The organism is Oscillatoria sp. CS-180, assembly GCF_028330965.1.
Lineage (GTDB): Bacteria > Cyanobacteriota > Cyanobacteriia > Phormidesmidales > Phormidesmidaceae > Halomicronema.
In genome coordinates this window covers 1-17,978 of the sequence record NZ_JAQMUB010000093.1, presented here as the reverse complement: position 1 = coordinate 17,978, position 17,978 = coordinate 1, and the positions used below count along the sequence as shown (strand labels likewise).

General features: G+C 47.0%; 17 protein-coding genes. 10 read left to right on the top strand and 7 right to left on the bottom strand.

Annotated elements, in window-relative coordinates; genetic code table 11:
- Nucleotides 1-2: 2 nt before the first annotated feature.
- Together PN498_RS25230 and PN498_RS25225 are read right to left on the bottom strand one after the other, a co-directional pair.
- Nucleotides 3-2,891, bottom strand: a complete 2,889-nt coding sequence (locus tag PN498_RS25230; protein WP_272066222.1) for a TonB-dependent siderophore receptor — start codon at nt 2,889-2,891, stop codon at nt 3-5.
- A gap of 130 nt (nt 2,892-3,021) precedes the next feature.
- A complete protein-coding gene (locus PN498_RS25225) occupies nt 3,022-4,374 on the bottom strand; it encodes an energy transducer TonB family protein (RefSeq protein ID WP_272066221.1) in 1,353 nt (450 codons plus the stop codon).
- Between the two features lie 424 nt (nt 4,375-4,798).
- Here PN498_RS25225 and PN498_RS25220 point away from each other — a divergent pair, with 424 nt between their 5' ends.
- Complete coding sequence (locus PN498_RS25220) at nt 4,799-5,740, top strand: diguanylate cyclase (protein ID WP_272066220.1); 942 nt, start codon at nt 4,799-4,801, stop codon at nt 5,738-5,740.
- A 262-nt stretch (nt 5,741-6,002) separates the two neighbouring features.
- On the opposite strand, the gene PN498_RS25215 is transcribed toward PN498_RS25220, so the two are convergent.
- The 3 genes from PN498_RS25215 to PN498_RS25205 all read right to left on the bottom strand — a co-directional run bounded on the left by PN498_RS25215 (nt 6,003) and on the right by PN498_RS25205 (nt 11,659).
- Nucleotides 6,003-8,786 carry a response regulator gene (locus PN498_RS25215; RefSeq protein ID WP_272066219.1) on the bottom strand — a complete coding sequence of 928 codons (2,784 nt, stop codon included), beginning with the start codon at nt 8,784-8,786 and terminating at the stop codon, nt 6,003-6,005.
- A 17-nt stretch (nt 8,787-8,803) separates the two neighbouring features.
- On the bottom strand, nt 8,804-9,727 hold the full coding sequence (locus tag PN498_RS25210; RefSeq protein WP_272066218.1) for a phosphate/phosphite/phosphonate ABC transporter substrate-binding protein: 924 nt from the start codon (nt 9,725-9,727) through the stop codon (nt 8,804-8,806).
- A 741-nt stretch (nt 9,728-10,468) separates the two neighbouring features.
- Complete coding sequence (locus tag PN498_RS25205) at nt 10,469-11,659, bottom strand: MFS transporter (protein WP_272066217.1); 1,191 nt, start codon at nt 11,657-11,659, stop codon at nt 10,469-10,471.
- A gap of 260 nt (nt 11,660-11,919) precedes the next feature.
- Here PN498_RS25205 and PN498_RS25200 point away from each other — a divergent pair, with 260 nt between their 5' ends.
- The 5 genes from PN498_RS25200 to PN498_RS25180 all read left to right on the top strand — a co-directional run bounded on the left by PN498_RS25200 (nt 11,920) and on the right by PN498_RS25180 (nt 14,173).
- Nucleotides 11,920-12,399 (top strand): DoxX family protein, encoded by a 480-nt coding sequence (locus tag PN498_RS25200; protein WP_272066216.1) that lies wholly within the window; start codon nt 11,920-11,922, stop codon nt 12,397-12,399.
- 10 nt (nt 12,400-12,409) lie between these two features.
- A complete protein-coding gene (locus PN498_RS25195) occupies nt 12,410-12,712 on the top strand; it encodes a hypothetical protein (protein ID WP_272066215.1) in 303 nt (100 codons plus the stop codon).
- Between the two features lie 158 nt (nt 12,713-12,870).
- Complete coding sequence (locus tag PN498_RS25190; protein ID WP_272066214.1) at nt 12,871-13,434, top strand: Crp/Fnr family transcriptional regulator; 564 nt, start codon at nt 12,871-12,873, stop codon at nt 13,432-13,434.
- 257 nt (nt 13,435-13,691) lie between these two features.
- Nucleotides 13,692-13,937 (top strand): DUF7219 family protein, encoded by a 246-nt coding sequence (locus PN498_RS25185; RefSeq protein WP_272066213.1) that lies wholly within the window; start codon nt 13,692-13,694, stop codon nt 13,935-13,937.
- Nucleotides 13,934-14,173 (top strand): hypothetical protein, encoded by a 240-nt coding sequence (locus PN498_RS25180; protein WP_272066212.1) that lies wholly within the window; start codon nt 13,934-13,936, stop codon nt 14,171-14,173. The genes PN498_RS25185 and PN498_RS25180 overlap by 4 nt, the downstream gene beginning before the upstream one ends.
- A gap of 332 nt (nt 14,174-14,505) precedes the next feature.
- Here the strand turns inward: PN498_RS25180 and PN498_RS25175 are convergent, their stop codons facing one another.
- Nucleotides 14,506-15,063, bottom strand: a complete 558-nt coding sequence (locus PN498_RS25175; RefSeq protein WP_272066211.1) for a Uma2 family endonuclease — start codon at nt 15,061-15,063, stop codon at nt 14,506-14,508.
- Between the two features lie 207 nt (nt 15,064-15,270).
- On the opposite strand from PN498_RS25175, the gene PN498_RS25170 reads away from it, so the two are divergent.
- Nucleotides 15,271-15,894, top strand: coding sequence for a Uma2 family endonuclease (locus tag PN498_RS25170; RefSeq protein ID WP_272066210.1), 624 nt, complete (start codon nt 15,271-15,273; stop codon nt 15,892-15,894).
- Between the two features lie 311 nt (nt 15,895-16,205).
- Here PN498_RS25170 and PN498_RS25165 read toward each other — a convergent pair whose 3' ends face one another.
- The gene (locus tag PN498_RS25165; RefSeq protein ID WP_272066209.1) at nt 16,206-16,439 is read right to left on the bottom strand and encodes a hypothetical protein; all 234 of its coding nucleotides are present in this window, start codon (nt 16,437-16,439) and stop codon (nt 16,206-16,208) included.
- A 286-nt stretch (nt 16,440-16,725) separates the two neighbouring features.
- Here PN498_RS25165 and PN498_RS25160 point away from each other — a divergent pair, with 286 nt between their 5' ends.
- Genes PN498_RS25160 through PN498_RS25150 form a run of 3 tightly spaced genes read left to right on the top strand, consistent with a single transcriptional unit; the run spans nt 16,726 to nt 17,863 of the window.
- A complete protein-coding gene (locus PN498_RS25160; RefSeq protein WP_272066208.1) occupies nt 16,726-17,043 on the top strand; it encodes a hypothetical protein in 318 nt (105 codons plus the stop codon).
- Nucleotides 17,031-17,243 carry a DUF2283 domain-containing protein gene (locus PN498_RS25155; protein ID WP_272066207.1) on the top strand — a complete coding sequence of 71 codons (213 nt, stop codon included), beginning with the start codon at nt 17,031-17,033 and terminating at the stop codon, nt 17,241-17,243. The genes PN498_RS25160 and PN498_RS25155 overlap by 13 nt, the downstream gene beginning before the upstream one ends.
- Nucleotides 17,244-17,290: 47 nt before the next feature.
- Entirely contained in the window at nt 17,291-17,863 is a 573-nt protein-coding gene (locus PN498_RS25150; RefSeq protein WP_272066206.1) for a hypothetical protein, read from the top strand.
- The last annotated feature ends 115 nt before the right edge of the window (nt 17,864-17,978 follow it).

The following is a 17,978-nucleotide window of genomic DNA, read 5'->3' as shown; positions in this document are numbered from 1 at the left end:
ATCTAAAACTCCCAGCCGACACTACCAAAAATGGTGAAGGGTGCCCCCGGAATGACGCGAAATTGGTCTCTGGCCCCTTCAAAATAGCGGACATCAAACAAGTTTTGAAAATTGAGTTGTGCCCGAAAATTTTCCCTACGGTAAAAGATGGAGGCGTCCGTACGCACATAGCTAGGAAGAGTAAAGGGTCTACGAAGATCGCCGTTGCGATCGTCCTGAAAATAGACGCCTAACCCAAAGCCCAGTCCTTCTAAATCACCGTCTTGAATTTCATAGGACGTCCACAAGCTGGCAGAATGCTTGGGTACGTTGGTTAGTTGTAGCCCTTCAGGAAACTCATTGTCTTCTAGCACGCGAGCGTCAGTGTAAGCATAGCTAGCGATAATGTTCCAGCCAGGGGCCAATTCTCCCGCAATATCTAGCTCAACTCCGTCACTAGCTTGTTCACCAACCTGGACCTGAAAGCCTTGATTAGCAGGATCTTGGGTGGAGACATTGGTCCGTCGCAGTTGGTAATAGGCAAGGGTAGCTGAGAGGCGATCGCTGATGTCTGCCTTTAAACCCACTTCAAACTGCCTGCCCCGCTCCGGTTCAAAGATTTCCCCTGCTTCAGAACGCCCAATCACCGGATTGAAAGATTCGGTGTAGCTAGCGTAGAGGGAAACGTTCTCGGCGGGCTTATAGACAATGCCAACTCGGGGGCTAAAAGCCACGTCAGAGGTTTCAATTGGTTGGGGATTGGTTACAGCATCCACAAAGAACTGATCGGCAAAGTCAATGCGTCCCCCAACGAGAACGATGAGACTATCAGAAAGATTGAGTTGTGACTGTCCATACAAGCCAATAGTGCGGCGACGAGTGAAGCTATCAGAGCGTCTAGAAAGGGCAAAGTCAGGATTGTTCTCTGGAAAGAATCGCCTTGGATCATAATTGGGTTCAAAAACATTAAATCGTTCAACCTCAGGGTCTAGAAAAGGAAGAAATTGTCGGAAGAAAAGCAAGTCTTCTTGAGTTTCTTGGAACCACTCCACTCCCAGCAATAGGGTCTGATCAATACCAGCAATTTGAAAATCACCAACTACATTGGTATTGAAGGTATAGGCTTCGCGATTACTAGGGTTGTCGAGATATATGCGATCAAGCAGATTAAAGTCAACTTGGCCTGTAATCTGCGAGAAATTAACTCCGGCCACAAAACTGTCTTCAGCTGTGTTTTGAAAAGAGGCTAAAAACTCATTTCTGATTTGCCAGGTCTCATTAATTTGATGATCTAGGCGATAACTGATTCTGGAAATATTCGTTTCTGTGCGGCTAATATCAGGCTCACCTGAATTGGTGCGAATGTCTAGGGTACCGGCCCTCGCAATGTCTTCCTCAGAAAACGATCCTCCCCCTGACAAAAAATTATCCACGAGGGCATTATCGTTCAGGCCAATGGCAGAGACAGCAGGTAAACCGACTGAAGTGCCCTCAGAGCGATTGTAGAGGTACTCAAAATCGACGATCAGGCTCGTTTGCCCAGTATCGATAACTTGCAGGGTGGGGGCGAAGAAGAAAAATTCACTATTTTCAAAATCAACGAAGCTGCCTCGATTCTCATAGGCCAGGTTTGCTCTATACCCGGTCGAGTCGGTTAACGGGCCTGTGAAATCAAGGGCCGTCCCATATCGGGCAAAGTTGCCCATTGTTGCTTCCACATCATAGAGCGGGTCACTGAGGGGCACTTCCGTCACTAGGTTGACGGTACCCCCCAGATTCCCTGACCCAAACAGGACTGAGGCCGGGCCTTTCAGCACTTCAATCCGTTCAATATTAGTTACGCCTGATCCTAGGCGTAAGGTGTCATCCCGGAGTCCATTACGCAGGATATTGTCAGTCTCAAATCCTCGAATAATTGGAGTCGTGGCACGTGAAGCTCCGGCAGTTCGCCCTGAAGTCACACCGCTGGCGTTTTGCAAAGCATCTCCCAAACTGGTGGTGCCTTGGTCTTCGAGCACCTCTTGGGGAATGACCTGAATACCCTGGGGAATGTCAAGGATATCGGTGTCGGTGCGGGTACCAACGCTGGCAGCGGGAACTTGATAGCGTGGTAGAGGTTCTGCGGCCACGATGATGCGGAGGTTGTTGCCAAACTGGAGGTCTTCTGCGTCGGTGGACTCTCCTGGTGGTGTGGTCGCGATATCTAGGATGAGCGATTCGGCAGCCCGTTCCAGATAGGCATTAGGGGCAATATCGGTTGCTGCGATGACCGCAATCTGAACTTCTGAATCACTGACCTGATCCATTGAAATGGACGCCACTGAAGGGACCGGGTTGTCTCGCTGAAAGCGATCGCCCTCAGGGAGCGCTAGTTCAGCCCCGACAATATCGACAAATAGCGTGTTGTTCTCTTGAAACTGAAAAATTTCAGGAGCGGTTGGATCAGCAGCGACCAAGACCACCTGTAACCCGTCTTCAATAGGAATCAGCTGGACCTGAGTAATCTGAATCGGCGGTCTTGTCGGAGTCTCCTGACTATCCTGGAACTCTTGCCTATCCAGCGTTTCCTCACTGTCTGAGGCCCCTGGAACCTCCGGAGTGTCTGGGATGGTTTCACTGTCCTGACTCTCTGGAACCTCTAGCGTCTCTTGATTGTCCTGGGTTTCTTGACTGTCTTGCTCTGGAACCGTGAGATCATTCTGACTAGCTTGAGCATTTTCAGCAGCTGGGCTATTGGGGCGATCAGTTTGCTGCTCCTCCGACACGATTAGCGTACTTTCTAGAGCCGAAGGATTCTGATGGGTTTGCGCGTCTTGAGGGTTCACGACACGTTGGGCAAAGCTGGGTAGGGCGATAAGCAAGGGGGCGCTACTTGCGATCGCAAGGCTTACAATTCCAGTGAAATGGTGCATTCAAATCCTTACGGCTACAAACAGACTAACTTCGGCAGCCCTGCATCAGGTCAGCATTCTATAGTTTATTGAGAATATAAATCAATAGATTATTGCCCATCTCAGGATTCATTGGCCTGTTTGAAATCCATCACTCTTCAGTCGGCTCCGAAATTGGCTCAGGCTCCGGAGCTGGTTGAGGTACCGGAACTGGAACTGCTTCAGCCTCAGGAACAGGCGTGGCTGGTTCGGGTGTAGCGGGCGCAGGCTCGGGTGCTGGCATTGGAGTTGGGGAACCAAGCGTCTCCCCAGTCGGGGGAGGTGAAGGGCGATCGCGTTCAACGGCTGGACTGGGATTCTCTGATTCTGTTGCGCTGCTAGGAATAGGTCTGTTTTCTTCTGCAGGAGAGTCTGAAGGCGACTCTGCCGGTAAAGATGGGTTGTCCTCAGAGGTTGGCTCATCGCTAGCAGGTGCATCGGATGACTCCGCTTCGGGCTGGGTATCTAGAGATTCTGGCGTCACTGTGGGCGTCGTCTCGGGTGCCTCAACGGTAGGTGCCGTGCCTGTCGCGGCTGGATTAACAGGCACGATAGACTGCTGCACAGGTAATTCAAGCGCTTCTCGCTCTCCTGCATCTGTCGCGGCATCGAACTGATCGGAGCCTTCGATGACGAAAGTAACCTCCACAGAAACCTGCCCACCCAAGCTATAGGGATCTTGAAACTGCCAGTTTTCTCTAGCTTCTTCGAGGGCTGCCTGATCAAAGGCTGTGTTGCCACTGGATTTTTCAATTACGGCTTCCACAACGTTGCCATTCTGGTCAAAGATGACGTTGATAATAGGCTGACCTTCAATCTGTTCACGTTGCTCAGAAAGAGGATAGTCAGGGGACGAACAGGGATCGCAGGATACTAACCGTGCAGCAGGAGGACGGGCACGAGCGATTTCCTGAACAGGCTGACGATTCACAGGAGGAGGTTCGGGTTCGCTGCGAGCCACGTTGGGTAGTCCGACAGGTGCTGTTAGATCACCGTCTGTACTACCGTCTCCGCTAATTAAGCCAATAGTATCCGCCGATCCTTCGCCCCCTTCGCCCCCATCAATACCTTCTTCAGAGGCGATGACGGATTCTGTTGGCACTGTGTCAATCGAATCCGCAGTCGGCGGTGTGGGAAACGCCGAATCGGTTGTTCTCAACGGTGGAGCCGACTCTTCTGGGGCAGAGGCAGCGGGTTCAGTTTCTGTCGCTTCTTCAGAGGGGGGTGGCGGTGTAATGTTCTCTTCTTCAATGTCTGGAATGTCCTCATCAACAACGATGATCTCAATCGGTTCTTCAGCGACTTCGACATCCAGGTCACTAAACAAACCAGATACCATTCTGACCACTAAGGGTGCAGAAGAAAGGTGCATAGCAATGGCAGCGATAGATGCGCCGATGAGCACTCGCCCAAGAATTCGAAGTTCTCGCCGACGCCCCTCTGAGGACGGTTCCGAAAAGCCCATAACAAATCAGCCTGTTTGGTTTTGTTGAAAATCTTTCTCATCTTAAGGCAAGGAATACGAAGCTTACTGACCAATTTTTGAATGACCGATAAAAGTGAGCAGTTACAAGTCGATGAATAATATAGCAATCTTATTTGAATTTTGAATCAGGTTTTCTTTGGGCAACCTGATTCAAAAAGCCTTCTTCCTTCCGGATTTATCTAGGATAGCTATAGATATAACTCGGAAGATGAAGCAATAAGAAAGTTCAAATGCTTTTAGTGAAAGTTGACAGTTGAATTGATCGCTCAAGTCGGCAAATTGAAATTCCTTTTAGCAGTAGCCTCTATATATTTAGCGATGGTGTTTATGAAATTTCTGCTGGGAATAATAACACTTATAAAACTCATCACATACTGATTTATTCACAGTAGAGGTTTAAGCATTGGCCAGACTTTTAATCGTAGATGACGACGTAATAACCCGCATGTTGCTGAATCGAGCAATGCAGCGCGATGGACATCAGGTTACGGAGGCTTGTACAGGAGAAGAGAGCTTAAAACTAGCTCAGAAAGAGGAGCAAGATATAATCCTCCTAGATGCACAAATGCCAGGGATGGATGGGTTTACTTGCTGTGCCAATCTAAAAGCCAGTATGCGAGAAAAGTGTCCTCCTGTCATCATGATTACGGGATTAGCAGATCAATCATCAGTTGACCGAGCTTTTGCAGTAGGTGCAATAGATTACGCTACAAAGCCAATTCATCTATCAATACTCAGGCATCGCGTACATCAGGTACTTCGAGAACGAGAATTGATGCAGCAACTCGCAACCATAAATCAACAGCTGGCAAGTACAAACCGAGAACTGCAATATCTCACCCGCGTCGATAGCTTAACTCAGGTTGCCAACCGTCGGAGTTTAGAAGAGACGCTAATTCGAGAATGGGCACGTCTAATGCGTGCTCAGAAACCGTTGGGTGTCATCCTATGTGACATTGATTTTTTCAAACGTTACAACGACTTGTATGGTCACCCAGCAGGTGATTATTGTCTGAAGCAGGTCAGCAGATTGCTACAGCTGAGTATTTTACGACCTGTCGATTTTGTTGCTCGTTATGGCGGCGAAGAGTTTGCTATCTTGTTGCCTGAAACAGATATTAATGGAACGATGAATGTAGCATCACGCATTCATACCAACATTAGAAATGCGGCTATTCCACATGCAAATTCTCAAGCTGCCGACATTGTCACTTTAAGTGTTGGAGTAACTTGTTCCATACCTCAAGCAACCATTTCTAATGGTGATCTTTTTAAGATTGCAGACCAAGCTCTCTACTCGGCAAAAGCAAAAGGCCGCAATCAAACGGCAGTTCTTTCTCTCTAAAATTGTTTTGAATGGTCCACGGCTCCATGCTGAGCAGACATTATCGATTCAAGGCAATTTCGCCTCCAAATATGCCTAGTTGAGCCTGACTGATTTTGATACCTCTCAACTTGTTTGGGTCATTGATTAGTGCCCTGAACTTGTGTTTGATACGATAGAGTACGAATTTTCAAAACTAACTATAGTCTTGCGCCAGGTGATCTATTTTCAGTAAATATGGCGTTCTTGGTATACGAGCAGCTCCACTTCTAAAGCGGACAATCTATGACTGCTGCATTGACAATTCTTTGACCACTCTAGTGTACTCTTGCTCAACCTTAGTGAAGGTCTCAGAGGCATCCGTTAAGTTGTTGCTGCGCCCCATAATTTCTAGCTGTTGGCATAGCTCAGCGAGTTGAGTCGCTCCTAAGCTAGCACTACTCGATTTAAAGGTATGGGCAGCAAAACCTACGCCATTAGCATTAGATTGGGCGATCGCATCTCGGATTTGGTTAATAAATTTGGAGCTTTCCTTTTCATAGACTTCCAGAAGTAATGTCAGGTTACTTAGGCGATCATCGCCGAGAATATCGAGTGTAGAGTTCAGAATATCAAGGTTGATCGCAGCACAGGACTGTTGAGACTCCGCATTAATCTGTACTGTACTGCTAATTTCGAAGTTTGCATTATCGTCTAGATCTGAGGGTGACGAGTGCTGGAGTGGCGTGCATTGTTTGAGAGCTTGAATCAGCTCTTCAAGGCGGATGGGTTTGCTGATGTAGCCATCCATACCGGCCTGGAGACACTCTTCGCGATCGCCCTGCATAGCATTAGCGGTTACAGCAATGATGTGAGGACATCGAGTCTGCCACTGTTGACGGATTTTTTGAGTAGCCGTGATGCCATCCATTTCAGGCATATTGACATCCATGAGAATGACATCATAATCCTGGCGCTTTAAAGCCTCAATAGCCTCGATCCCATTCGCGGCAATGTCGGCACGATACCCGATACGTTCAAGCAACAGTAGAGCAAGTTTTTGGTTGACGGTATTATCTTCGGCAACCAAGATCTTTAAAGGAAGTTGTTCTACCAGTGGTTGTAAAGTCGTTGGTGGCGAAGTTTCCTGATAGCGAACTTTTGTTGCTTCAATGCTCAGAATTTCAACTAGCGTGTTGAATAGCAACGATTGTTTAACAGGCTTGTTTAGGAATGCTGAGAAGTGAGCCTCAATTTTGTCATTATCTAAACCGTACGTGTTGACAGATGTCAGCATGACCAACGGTAAATTGCGCCATTTAGACAACGCATGGGTTTTCTCTGCCAAAGATAGGCCATCCATTTCAGGCATTTGCATATCAAAAATAGCAATGTCAATGTTGTGGTTATGCTCTAGTAACTCAAGTGCTTCAGCACCTGATGTTACGGTTTGACTTTGCATGCCCCAGTTTTCAACTTGCGAGGCTAGTATTTCCCGGTTGATAGCATTATCGTCAACAATCAAAACGTGCTTGTGCATCAGTTTCTTTTGAAGTATTAACAACTCATCTTGATTGGTTGTTACAGTTGGTTGCACGCGAATGGTAAAGGAGAAGGTGGTCCCTTGTCCGACAATACTTTCGACCCAGATACGTCCCCCCATTAGATCTACAAGTTGCTTGCAAATAATCAGTCCTAACCCAGTACCGCCATACTTTCGTGTTATGGAAGAGTCAACTTGCGAAAAAGGCATAAATAGACGATTCATTTTTTCTGACGGAATTCCAATGCCAGTATCGCGAACAGAAAATTGAATTTCACATTCTGCCGGAGGAGAATCGTCTTGGTGTGTGGGAGAGGCACTTACTAAGGTGACCTCGGCAAATACTTCTCCATCTTGAGTAAACTTGACGGCGTTGTTTAATAAATTGACTAGTACCTGTCGTAAACGGGTAATGTCCCCAATAACTTTTTTGGGAACGGCAAAATCAATTTTATAGGCTAGTTCTAATTCTTTTTCAGTTGCTTTAGAAACGAGAATATCAAAGGCTTCTTCTAAACAATGTCGAATAGAAAAAGGCTGCTTTTCCAATTCCAACATGCCGGATTCAATTTTTGAGAAGTCCAGGATGTCATTAATAATTGTCAGTAGGGCATCACCGCTACTGCGGATAGTTTGAGCAAAGTCTTTTTGCTGAGTTGTTAGATCGGTGTCCAAAAGCAGGCCAGTCATTCCGATAACAGCGTTCATTGGGGTCCGAATTTCGTGGCTCATAGTTGCCAGAAATTCACTTTTGGCACGGGTTGCATCAAGGGCTTGGTCCCGAGCATCTTCTAAGCCCTGCAGAGTCTGCTGGAGTTGTTCGGCCATTGTATTGAGGGTTTGTTTCAGCTGACCAAACTCATTATTTTTGACCCCAATAGCGCGTTGATCTAGTTTCCCTCTTGCCAGAGCTTGCGCTAGTTGATGTAGATCAGCTAAGGGTTTAGATATTTCGGAACGAAACAATAGGGCGACTGACCCAGTCAGCAGACAAGTGATGCCGAAGCCTGAAATCAGCACGATGATAGCCGATTGCCAAACATCCTGACGAACATATTCGGTTGTATAGCCGAGATAAACTTCACCCAAAATAGTTCCGTTGTGTTCAATAGGGAGCTGAATTGAGCGAATATTAGGATTTTGATTGATCTGTGTCAGGAGTGCCAGTGAATTGGCGTTAGGTTGAGCTGCTCGGACTGCCTGCACATAAGGCTGTTGAACGTCCAGATGACGAGTCAGGAGATCGCCAGAGTCAGAAAGGATAGCACTGTAGACGACGGCTTCATTCTCATCGATTTCTTTTACTAGGCGCTCCAATGACAGAAAATCCATTGACAACAAAAACTCTGACGAAACCCCTGATAAGAGCTTGGTTTTAGTCTCTATCTGAGTTGCTAAATGGCGCTCACTCTTAGCAATTTCCCACCGAATATACACGGCTTGGAAAGCGAGCTGTGCAGCGGTGAAAATAATAGTAGTGAGGCCAAGATACCGTAGCGTAATACTGCTACTGATTTTAGTCAAATGTTTCAATGGATTTTTCATAGAGCTAAAGTTAAGCATTACTGAGCATCCCAACTTCTTAGCTGTAGAGACTCGATTAGGTTGTGAATGGATTCGTAGTCTTCAGGTGGAAGAAAACCTGTTAAATTGGCAGTCCCTAGGGCAGGATGCGAATCTGGTATTCGCAATAAGGCATTTGTAAACTGCTCAACTAAATCCGGATCAGTACTTGAGAGCGCGGCAATTGGCCATTCAGGATATAAAGCTGTGGTGTGCGTAAAGAAAAAGTCATTGTTCTTGGGATTAATAACTTTGAGCTCGTCAGTATTTTGAATAAGGCCAGAAAGAGTCATTTTTTCTAATTGGCCTGTTCGAATAAAACCGACATCGATAGTGCCGTTTAAAACGGCAAGCACAATGCTATCTTGAGATGGGTTTTCGATGAAGCTAGCGAAGTCTTGGAAAGGATCGATGTCATTTTCTAATAAATGATAAATCTGGAAAAGGCAACCCGCGGCAGCAGTCTCGAAGTCAACACAAGCGGCTGTTTTACCTTTCAAGTCAGAGAGCGTTTGAATCTTGCTATCGTTGTGAGCAATAATGAGTCCACCAAACTGTGTCCCGGTCTTGGGACGTTCTAGAGTAGTGAGAAATTCTGTGTCATATAACCGCTGAATTTGCACTGCAGCCAGCGGATTATTGGAAATAAAGTCAAGATTTTCATTCTCAACTTCAATAAATTGACTATCTTGATTTAGGGCAACTAGTTCAACTGGGCGACCAATCGTTTCGGTTAGATAATCAGCTAAGGGAGTATAGCGTTCATGCACCGAAGTCGCACTATCAATTAACAAGATGCCAAGTCGGATTGCAGACTCTGACTGGGTTTCCGACGAATTACTGCTAAGATCTTCAATACTAACATCGTTAAGTGTGGTGTTAGATGCTGTCGATGTACAAGCATTAATAGTTGTTACAGACATTAGTCCTATAACTAAGCAAGCGTTGATTGTTCTGTGTCCAAACTGTCCTGAAATTGAGGTCATATGATTACGTCTAAAAGTGCTCAAGAACTTAACTGAATATCTGAGGTAAACCAGTGCTTTTACCCACGTGACTCAAAGAGCTTTAAGCATTCCAGGAGTTTAGTCATGGCACTGCGAAAGAGGAAGATAATATAGTTTTAGTACTCTAAAGCTGGTGCACTAAACAACATCAGGTGTTTAGTGCACCAGCTAAATGGCAAGCCATTTTTCCTAATGAAACTAGCGGTGGCTATAACTCAGAAATCCTAAGCAATAATGCTCCTGAGCATACCTGAGAGATATAGCTTTAACCATCTAGGCTGGTGCACTAAGCAACATCTGGGTGTTTAGCGCCTCGCCATTTGGCTCACCGTCTTGTCCTAACGGAACTAGCGACGACTAGAAAAAAACTTCTGAAAACTGAAGTTGTTTTGGTAGTGTCAGAGTACCCTTTCAGTCAGAACTTCACACAGTCCTCTCGGCAATTCTTATTTCGACAAAAGCTGTTTAAACGCAGGCAATATAGGTCAGGGTGATGTCAACTCTACTTTGGTTGTAGTTTTTGTCTACATTTGTTAGGGCGAGTTCATCCGTGTTAGCCACTCTATAAAGCCTGTTTGCTTCTACGAAATAAAGCCTTTACAGCTTTCAGCAAACTGTACCGCTGTTGTTAGCTTTAGCCATCTTGATCTAAGGGAACTAGCGACGGCTATAAGACCTTTCTGGAGGAATCCACTGTAGTAAAAGAGCCGCAAACGTTGCGATCGCCGCACTCAGGTAAAACGGTATTGCTGCCCCAACTTGGGTATATAGCCAGCCTGCAATCAAACTCGCAGGCAAGGCAATTAAGCCAATAACCATGTAGTAGGTCCCGACCTCTGCCCCGCGCCGTTCGGGATGCACTAGGTCAGCTACAAACGCTTTTTGGATACCCCGTGTCAGCGTAGAGTACAACCCATAGAGCATGAACAGAGGCCAGATAATAGCGGCTCCTTGGGCGATCGCAAATCCCAAATACACCATCGCAAATACCAAATAACCGCACACCAATAGCGGACGCCGTCCTACACGATCTGACAGGTTGCCTGCTGCAAATCCTAGTAAGACCTCAACCAGATTGAATAGGGCATACAGCAGTAGAACCTGTCCACCGGCAAATCCTAAATCTTGTGCTCGCAGGAGCAGAAAGGCATCGGAGGAGTTGCCCAAGCTAAATAACCCGATGATCAGGAGAAAGCGGCGATAGGCAGGGGACAATCCTCGAAATGTGAACTGAGGTAGCGATCGCTTAGTCTGACTGTTCTGTCTCGGTTCCTTCACCAACAGTAGGAGTACCAAAACGCCCAACAGGGCGGGAAAAAAAGCGAGCGTAAAGACGCCTCGATAGTTGTTAGGAAAGAACCAAAGAAAGGCGAAGCCCGCTAACGGACCAATCACTTCACCAATCGTTTCCAAACTGTGGTGTAGACCAAAAGCCCGCCCCCGCTGCTGAGGCGGACAATTTTCCGCAATCAGGGCATCTCTAGGAGCGGCCCGCAGGCCTTTGCCTACGCGATCCAGAAATCTTGCTCCTAATACATGTCCCCATATTGTGGAGGATGCCATAAATAGCTTGGACAAAGAGCCTAGCCCATAGCCGGCGATCGCAAAGGGTTTGCGCTGACCTGCGCGATCGGACAACCAACCAGAATAGAGTTTCAGAATGCTAGCAGTACTTTCTGCAATGCCTTCAATGATGCCCACCGTCCATGCAGGAGCACCTAATACTCCAGTTAAGAAAAGCGGCGTCACAGGGTACACCATTTTGCTCGAAAAATCACTCAGGAGGCTAACTAAGCCGAGCGATCGCACGGTGCTATTAAGCCCCTTCGACGAATAAGGCTGTTCCATAGTTCTGAGGAATTAAGAAGTGAATTGTTGAAAAACTTTCTCAAGACAAGGGGCATTCTCGCACATTCGGAGCCGAAAGGATGAAGGCAGAGAAAAAATAGAGGTATGAAGGATGAGCCAGTAACTATCTCGTTGCCTTGAATCGAAGATGCGGCCTTTTCTAAACGTACATTCCTGTAAACATAGGTAACTAAATTATTCACCTTAATAGGAATTTATATCAACAAAGCTAAAATGAGGTGGTTATTTTGATGCAGCCTATGACTACGGTTTCAAGCTCTAAACAATCCAACAGTCTCGTTCGTTTGCTCTTTCAGTCCACGACGGTAGACCCTATGCCGCTTCAAGTCCTCTGGCTAGTGATTAGAGTCAGCGCTGGAGGATTGATGATTCACAATGGTCTTGACAAATTAGCTAATGTTCAAGGCTTTGCAGACAATGTGGTGACTTATATCGGTTTTCCCTATCCGGTTTTCTTGACCTACTGTGCTGCTTATACCGAGGTGGTTGGGGCTATTTTGCTGATGCTGGGTTTCCTGACCCGTCTTGATGCGGCTGCACTACTCATCACAATGCTGGTAGCGATCTTCTTTCACGTCAAGGGCAATGGCTTTAAAGTAACCCCCTTAGAAACAGCGGCCCTTTATGCCTCGTTTTATCTATTCTTTTTGATCAATGGTGGCGGTAAGTTCGCGATCGACACCTGGCTATGGCAACAGCTCAATTCAAAAACTGATTGATAAAACATCTATGACTCAGGAATTGGTTACCAATACGCTTCTGTTTGTTGGCATTGCTTTAGGTCCGCTTTCGTTGGTGGTATTGACGCTATGGTTCGCTGTGGCGGCGCTTCGGGGACTCTATCGGCAATTTATACAAACGCGGCAGATCCAGTTGACTCCCTGCTATCGGTGTGTCTATTTTTCGGGTTCTGAAGAACTTAGATGTGCTGTTAATCCTTGTGAAGCGCTCACTCGATCCGCTAGGGACTGTCAGGATTTCACTCCATCGCAGTCTCCTAAACAGGTCACTTTCTGGTACCACAAGCTGTAGCTCAGTCGATTGATTAATCAGCCAGCAGCTAGAAAAGTTATGCTATGCTACGGTTGACTTTATTGAGAACAAATCTCAACAGACCTTTCTTTGGATGTTTACCTAAAAGTTAGCTGCCTTTGATTCCTGACAGGTCGCCAACGTCCGACTTAGCTCCTATGCAAAATTCAACTGTCGAATTGACCTCACTAGACTGTCCTCGCGTGCGTACTTTTAAGCGTCGAGAGATTGTTCCTTTGCAAGAAGATACTCTTTGGCAGATTCAATCTGGTACTGTTCGCCTTCTCACTATTTCCGAGGACGGAGCAATTATTACTCTGGGGTTCTGGGGGGTTGGAGATTCGACAGGATATCCTCTTGTATGCATCCAACCGTGCTATATGGAATGCCTGACCACTGTAGAAGCAGCACGTCTTAATATTAATCAGTGTTGGAATATGAACCAGGTGATGCTGGCGCACATTTCGCAAATGCAAGAGCTTATGAGAATTCGTCACGGGCAGACCCTACAGAGAATACAGCTTTTGCTGAATTGGTTGGCGTCTAAATTTGGTAGTCGCATTGACCAGGGCTACTTGATTCACCTGCGTCTGACTCATCAGCAGATCGCAGAGGCGATCGGGTCGTCTCGGGTTACGGTAACTCGGTTAATCCATGAGCTTGAACGCACGGATGTGATTAGTTACTCGGAGCGGCATCATATTATTCTTCATTCTTGCTGACAGATTTCAGTTTTGAATGTAGGGCTTGCGTAAAATCACCAATCTCTGCAGATAGAGCAGGCAGTGAACACTCTACGCTAAATCTGGAGGTTGGCAAGCTCAATTGCTCAGGTCTTACTCAGAAGGGTTCTTCCAAATGTCTACCCTTTGACAGAGGCTCTCCAAGGTTAAGAAGAGGTTAATAAAAAGTCCAGATGACGCTAGAATTGAAGTCGCCTTAGAGGGCAACTTTGAGGTGGTTTATAGAGGAATCAGGTATGGATCAACCACTCCAATGCTTTTTATACCCGCGCTCTCGCTATTATGGCCAAGTTAAACCTGAGCAACTTATTTTTAACGCCAATCTGCAAGAGTTTGCTCTGCGAGTTGAATATATCAGCGGTTTGCATACGGGCGGTCGATTGTCGTCAAACGATGCTTTGAATCAGATTGATCAACTTTGGCATCAACTCGAACGGAGTAGGCAACAGCTCAGGATAGGCATCTCAGAAGGTGGAGGATGAAGCAAGGAGACTTGGTTCGCTTCAAGCAGCCATTTGCTCCAATAGTTACAAGCCCTCAATTCTATTCTTTTGGTGTTGTTATTGACGTTGTTTCGGAAGGTTTGAGTACTGAGGTATTAGTTTATCTCCGCGATTTAGATGGGGAAACTATTTACGTCGATGAAACAGGTGCCCAAGCTATCTACAGCTTTCAGATGGATGAGATAGAGTGCATGGGCGATCGCCCTTCTGATTAAAATGAGGCAGTTGATTAACCATCATCAGGAAAAGCCATAACCGTGTGAGGCATGCTGAAAGCTTGATGTGGTATATCACTGTGATTGAGTTCAAAGCTATGGAGAATAGGAGATTCGTTAGCGAATCTCCTCTGCAAGAGGCACGCTTGACCTCTGCGGTGCGATGGTCTTGCAGGCCCCTGTGGGAACGCAGTGCTTCAACATAGAGTTCCTGGGAGCAAAATTACTGGAAATGCAGTTGATTAAGGCTTTCTAGGTTTCTCTAAAAAAGCATTCAACAAACTTTGAGTGCCTCACCACTTTATTTAGGCCAGAGGGTCTGTAGTACGACGCTAGAGGACTAGCCGTTTCATTGCGTTTACCGACAGAATGACTTCAGGAAATGCCTGTATGGAGATTGCATCATCCTGCCAAGTGATATCAGTCTGGTAGTCACCATCGGCAGCATCTCGGAAAACTCGCAGCTCGTCTTTATCGAGGTTAAACACCCAATATTCTCTGATGCCCGCACTGGCATAAGTGGGGCGTTTCACTTCGGTGTCACGCTCTGGCCTGCTGTTAGCAATTTCAATGAGCAGGTAAATATTGTCGGGGTATGGATGATGGTCTGCATAATCGCGACGTTCAACAACAGCGATGTCGGGCAGTGGTTCGCTGGTGGGCAGCGTTACGGCCTTACCGGCTCTCACCAAAACTTGATACCCTAGCTGCTCTCTAAGATGCTCTGTTGCAGCGTCCCCCATTCCTTCATGGGCTGGCTCTACTGGGGCCATCTCAACAATGTCTCCATTCAACAGTTCCACCCGGCGATCGCGCAGCAGCCCAGCAGCAATCATCTTGTGATAGTCATCTACACTCCATTTCACCGGAGTCAATAAGGTACTAGTCATCGCGATTGCCTTCCTCGATGTTGTTCTCGACCAGCCTGCTTTTAATGGTCTCTTCAATCAAGATTGCACACATTTGAGAGCGAGATCGCCGTTCTCTCCTAGCTATTTGGCAGTGTAGTGTACTAAGCGATTGGCATCTGGCGATCGCGATAGACTGAGCACAGCTAACGTTCGCCCATAACACCATACGAAGCAGCCAGAGTAATCATGGCACTTGCCAGCGATCGATCCACCCAACCCATTTCTCTGAGTTTTGAGGATTTTCTTGCTCAGTATGGCGATGACAGTCGCTATGAACTGATTGACGGAGAACTGTTCGATTTGGAACCGACGGGGCCTCATGAGGAAGTGGCGGCGGCGATTGCCCGCTGGCTCAATTACGACATTGTGCAGCAAGGAGTCGATTACTTCATCCCCCACCGCTGCTTAATCAAACCCTTAGCCAATCAGACCGGGTTTCGTCCAGATGTGATCGTTCTAGATCGAGCCGCTCTCCCTCAGGAGCCACTGTGGGCCAGCCAACCCGTTGTCACCCTCGGCAGCACCATCAAATTTGTGGCGGAGGTCGTCAGCGGCAACTGGCAAAACGACTACGCCCGTAAACTCGAAGACTATGCTCTGCTGGGCATCCCAGAATATTGGATTGCAGACTATCAAGGACTAGGCGGCGAATTCTTCATTGGTCGGCCTAAGCAACCCACGTTAACCCTCTGTACCCTGAATTCAGAAGGGCGTTATGACCGGCAATTGCTGCGCGGCGATCAGCGCATTACGTCTGCTGTCTTTCCTAACTTGAATCTGACCGCTAAAACCGTTTTAGGCGTTGAATGAGATTTTTCCTCAGCCACTAATGCCCCATTCAGCATCAACTTCTTCACCAAGCACCCATCCCATATCGCCTACTGGGTTACTCACAACTCCAATACACAACTGTGATGCAAACATAATGTGCCAATCGCTTTCAAGCAAACACCTTCCCGTGTTCCTCAGGAGCAGTTGGATTAAACACAACGGTGTACTGAGCTGAGGGGCTGAGCCGCCGCATAGCTTTCAATTGAGCATCAGCATCATTGTGCCGCCTGCCATATTGACTGGCACAGCCCACCCACCGGATCGGGTAAGTGGGCCATGAAACCGGGCTATTACGGAATTGTGCGTTTGCGGGTCATGACGCTGATGAATTCGCCGTTGCGCCCGGTAGGTAAGGGTTGACTCCAGGCAATTCTTTCGCAGTAGCCGAGGACAGCCATGCGGTTGATGGCATCGATGAGGGCGCTGTAGTCGCCCAGCAAAATATGCCGCACGCTCTCCTGGTTGAAGGCGGGTAGGTTGAATTGAGGAGCCGATTGAGCGGCTCCGGTGGAAGGTTCACACATGACGGGTTTATCTCCGTTTTCGGCTTAAGGAAAACGGGGAACTATCCAGATCCCTAGTTTGAAGTGGTAAGGGCAAGATAGTGGGGATAACATTGATCCCAGTCATCTCGACTTACCGCGCTAAGTTCGGGATGATTAGGGGATTTGAAGAGTTGCACCTCTTCTCTTCCCCGCCTGAAATCATTCCCCGTAGAAGGAATTGTATAGGATGAGATCGGACAGTTCAACCGTATAACGGTACTCTGACTCGCTGCTCTACCTTGAGAAACGACTGTTTCAGAAATATATGACAATGGAGGTAGTCACATCGCATAACGGAGTATCCATTCGTTTATCTGATGAGCGATGGCACCACATCGTTCGAAGACACCCAGAAATAAGCAGTTCTCGGAGTCTGATTATTGAGACTATTGCTAAGCCTGATTTAATTCAGGCTGGTGATTCGGGAGAACTGCTAGCCATTCGGCTGTACGACAAGACTCAATTAGGACGTAAATATGTGGTTGTTGCCTATAGAGAAAGTAATGCTATGGACGGTTTTATATTGACGGCATATTTGACTCGCCGCCCATCACGGCAAAGAGAGGTTTTATGGACACGCTGAAAATCCTGCAAACATCAAATCAAGCTAATTGGGACTATGACGATGAAGCAGACGTCCTGTATTTATCCGTTGGTACACCTCGTCCTGCAATTAGTGTTGATATCGGTGATGGTGTCGTGCTGCGCTACGACGAAGCAACTCAAGAGGTCATCGGTCTGACGGTGATTGGTCTTAAGGCTAAGCTGGCAAAAGCAGCATAGATAAACAAAATTACTGCTGATCGCGGATTAAAGGTATTACAAAGAGTATGCCGCTGGGTAAAAAGCGCAAATCAGTCTTCTGGAAAAGTTTGACCAGGAAGCCATGGAGGGTAACTGCGGTTTCTTCGGGTTTGGTTGTTGCAATTGGAAGTTTAGTGACGGCGATCGCTCTTTATGGATGGCCTGATTGGACAGGAATCGGACGCGGACAATCTGTCTCTGTTACTACCGAGAGAGATACGCAAGGAAATATTCTGAAGACAGTCGAAACGAATACATCTGAACCAGGAAAAACTCTCTGGGACGGGCTCAGCTTATTAGGTGTCCCGCTGTCATTGGCGATTCTAGGTTATTGGCTGCAGCAGCAACAGCAACAACAGGCTGAGGCAGCTTCTGAGGAGCAAAGAGAGATTGCAGCTAATGAGGCCAGAGAGGATGCTCTACAGGTTTACTTTGATCGTTTATCGGCTCTTTTAGTAGACAAAAATCTATTAGCGCTCGCCGCGAAAGTCTACGCTTCAGATGGAGAAACGGAACTTGAACTGCAAGGGATAAGCCAAGAAATAAAATACCAGCTAAGAAGGAGCAACCAATACGTCCCATTTCGGCAAGATTGCTGAGCGTTGCCAGTATTGTTCATACTCGGCCAATTCCTCTTTCGGCACAGAAACGTGTTTTGGGTAAATCCCGTCAACCAGTTGTACCAGGGGTGAAATCCCCTTCCAAGTCATGTTG